The organism is Stenotrophomonas pictorum JCM 9942, from assembly GCF_001310775.1.
Classification (GTDB): Bacteria; Pseudomonadota; Gammaproteobacteria; order Xanthomonadales; family Xanthomonadaceae; genus Stenotrophomonas; species Stenotrophomonas pictorum.
Genome location: NZ_BAZI01000293.1, coordinates 1 through 3,351, shown reverse-complemented (window position 1 = coordinate 3,351; position 3,351 = coordinate 1). Strand labels below are relative to the sequence as shown.

Here is a 3,351-nt window from a genome sequence, read left to right as displayed (position 1 = left end):
CGGGGACCTCCGGCGTCGCGGCAGCCGGCTTGCGCGCGGCCAGCCAGGATTTGAATTCGTCTTTGGACACGGCCTTGACCACGATCGGCATGAAGCCATGATCCTTGCCGCACAGCTCGGCGCACTGGCCGCGGTAGACGCCTTCGCGTTCGATATTGGTCCAGCGCTCATTGATGAAGCCCGGCACCGCGTCCTGCTTCCAGCCCAGTGCCGGCACCCACCAGGCGTGCACCACGTCATCGGAAGTGATGACGAAACGCACCTTGGTGTCCACCGGAAGCACCAGCGGGTTGTCCACCTCCAGCAGATAGTGCGGATCGGTGACCATCGTCGGCACCGCACCGCTCTGGCGGATCTGGTCGGATTTGCGGTCCATGCGGCTGGTGAAGGCCACATCCTCGCCGAGATATTCGTACTTCCACATCCACTGGTAGCCGGTGATTTTTACCGTCATTTCCGAGTCGCGGTAGTCGTACATGGCGATCAGTTTGGCGGTGGCCGGCCAAGCCATCACCACCAGGATGATGATGGGAATGACGGTCCAGATGATCTCGGCCTTGGTGTTGTGCGAGAACTGCGCCGCCACCGCCCCTTTTGACTTGCGGAACTTGAAAATGGCGTAGGCCATCGCCGCAAACACCAGGACGCCGATCACCGCGCATACCCACAGCGCGACCATGTGGCTTCCCACGCCATCTGCGCGGTATGGGTAACCCCCTTGCCCATGTTGAGCTGCCATGGCGCGGGATCGGCCGATTGCGCCCACGCGCTTGAGGTCGCCAGCCCCGCGGCGGCAACGACCAATGCGGATTTCAACGCCCCACCCCACCTGCTGCTTTGCTTCATTGCCTAGACCCTTGACGTCATCGGTTGCAGCCGTTGCCGGTTGCGAGCAAGCCTTCAAGTGTCACCGCAAGTTCCCGACGTTCGGCGGGTGCGAGGAAACTCCCCACTTCGACCCGCCTGCCGCTGGAAACCAGCAGGACCCGTTCCTTCTCGGCAACCACGCGGACCCAGTAAGGGTGCGCGCGGAATACCGGTGAACTCCCGGCCGCGAGGAGGACCTCCACGCAGTCCGGTCCTACCCGGATCTCTTCCCGGCGCTCGCCGCTGCGCCAGACCGCACGCAACGCCACGCCCACCAGAAAGCTGTGCAACAGCGCGAAAGCCGGAGCGAGGCGGTTACCGGACCACCAAGCCAGGCTGGCCGTGAACCACATCAGTCCTGCCAACGCGGCGAACAACTGGACGAACTGCCGGGCCGTAAGCGCCCGTGGGGGATGCAGCACCAGCTGCGCATGTGAGCCATCGGAAACTGACCGAAGCACCTGGATCATGTCGCAACCGCGTCCATACCGCGGATAACGATCTGGATGGTAGCCGTGCCCAATCCCCCCGGCAAGCTTGCATTCATCATCGTTGCGAATGCTGCATTGCACACACGGATCCCCGGAAAACCCCTTCAAGCCCGTCATAAAAAATGACGGAATCGGCACAAATAACGTAAAACCCGTGAAAGCCGCCCAATCCGCCTGATACCAGTGGTTTACAGCTCCGTTGCAGCGCCCTGAGGCACTGGGAAAAAGCCTGTATCCGATTAAAATGGTCAAATCCCACTGTGGTCAGGCGCATGAACTCGACTCCTCCTTTTGATGCTGCATCTTCGCTGCCGACAGGCCCGTGTCTGCTCGCGCCGGAACTTCCGCCGACGCCTGCCGCGTTGCGCCAGGCCATCACCGACGCCTGGCTCAAGGACGAAGCCGGTCATGTGCGCGAACTGCTGGAACAGGCCCGCCTGCCGGCCGCCGAACAGGCGCAGATCCAGGCCACCGCCGCCGATCTGGTGCGCCGCGTGCGCGCCCGCGCCAGCAACCAGGGCGCGATCGAAGCTTCATGCGCCAGTACGACCTGGGCAGCGAGGAAGGCGTGCTGCTGATGTGCGTGGCCGAAGCCCTGCTGCGCATCCCGGATCAGGAAACCGCCGACAAGCTGATCCGCGACAAGCTCGGCGAGGCGGACTGGAAAAAGCACATGGGCCAATCGGACTCGGTGCTGGTCAACGCCTCGACCTGGGGCCTGATGCTGACCGGGCACCTGGTCGATCTGGCCGATGCCACCAAGCGCGACGTGCATGGCGCCTTCAAGCGGCTGATCGGCCGCGTGGGCGAGCCGGTGATCCGCCTGGCTGTGCGCCAGGCGATGAAGATCATGGGCCACCAGTTCGTCATGGGCCGCACCATCGACGAGGCGCTGGCACGCTCGCACAAGGGCGACAACAGCAACTACCGCTACTCCTTCGACATGCTCGGCGAAGGTGCGCTGACCATGAAGGACGCGCGGCGTTACCTGGAAGACTACCGGCGCGCCATCCACGCGATCGGCAAGGACAACCTGGCACGCGGCGGCAAGGCCGATGGTGACGTCACCGCCTCGCACGGCATCTCGATCAAGCTCTCGGCGCTGTACCCGCGCTACGAACATGCCAAGCGCGAACGCGTGCTCCAGGACTTGGTGCCGGGCGTGCTGGAACTGGCACAGCTGGCCAAGTCCTATGGCATCGGCTGTACCGTCGACGCCGAGGAAACCGACCGCCTGGAGCTGTCGCTGGACATCATCGAGGCCGTGGTCAGCGATCCGTCACTGAAAGGCTGGGAAGGCTTCGGCATCGTCGTGCAGGCCTACCAGAAGCGTACGCCGTACACGATCGATTACCTGGCCGACCTGGCCCGCCGCATCGGTCACAAGCTGCAGGTGCGTCTGGTCAAGGGCGCCTACTGGGATGCGGAGATCAAGCGCGCACAGATCGACGGCCTGCCCGGCTACCCGGTGTTCACCCGCAAACAGAACACCGACGTGTCTACATCGCCTGCGCCAAGCGCCTGTTCGGCCACCGCGATGCGCTCTACCCGATGTTCGCCACCCACAACGCGCACACCATCGCCGTGATCAAGCAGATCGGCGCCGGCCACACCTACGAGCACCAGAAGCTGCACGGCATGGGCGATGACCTGTATGCCGAGGTGATTCCGGCCGACCGCCTCAATGTGCCGTGCCGTGTGTACGCACCGGTCGGTTCGCACGAGGAACTGCTGCCGTACCTGGTGCGCCGCCTGCTCGAGAATGGCGCCAACTCCAGCTTCGTCAACCGCATCACCGATGACGAGGTTTCGATCGAGGATCTGATCCGCGATCCGGTCGAGGCGGTGTCCTCGTTCGCGTCCATTCCCCACCCGAAGATCCCGCTGCCCATCGACCTGCTGCGCAGCCAGAACCACGACAGGACCAATTCCATGGGCATCAACCTCGCCAACGACAACGACCTGCGCGCGCTGGCCGGGCAGCTCACTGCCG

At 63.8% G+C, this 3,351-nt stretch carries 1 protein-coding gene and 2 pseudogenes; 1 reads left to right on the top strand and 2 read right to left on the bottom strand.

Annotated elements, in window-relative coordinates; translation table 11 throughout:
- Positions 1-846, bottom strand: a pseudogene (gene coxB / locus JCM9942_RS12610) (cytochrome c oxidase subunit II); the annotation flags it as partial.
- Positions 847-863: 17 nt separating this feature from the next.
- Complete coding sequence (locus tag JCM9942_RS12605; protein ID WP_054660081.1) at positions 864-1,337, bottom strand: DUF2244 domain-containing protein; 474 nt, start codon at positions 1,335-1,337, stop codon at positions 864-866.
- A 293-nt stretch (positions 1,338-1,630) separates the two neighbouring features.
- Here JCM9942_RS12605 and putA point away from each other — a divergent pair.
- Positions 1,631-3,351: pseudogene (gene putA, locus JCM9942_RS12600) on the top strand (bifunctional proline dehydrogenase/L-glutamate gamma-semialdehyde dehydrogenase PutA); the annotation flags it as partial.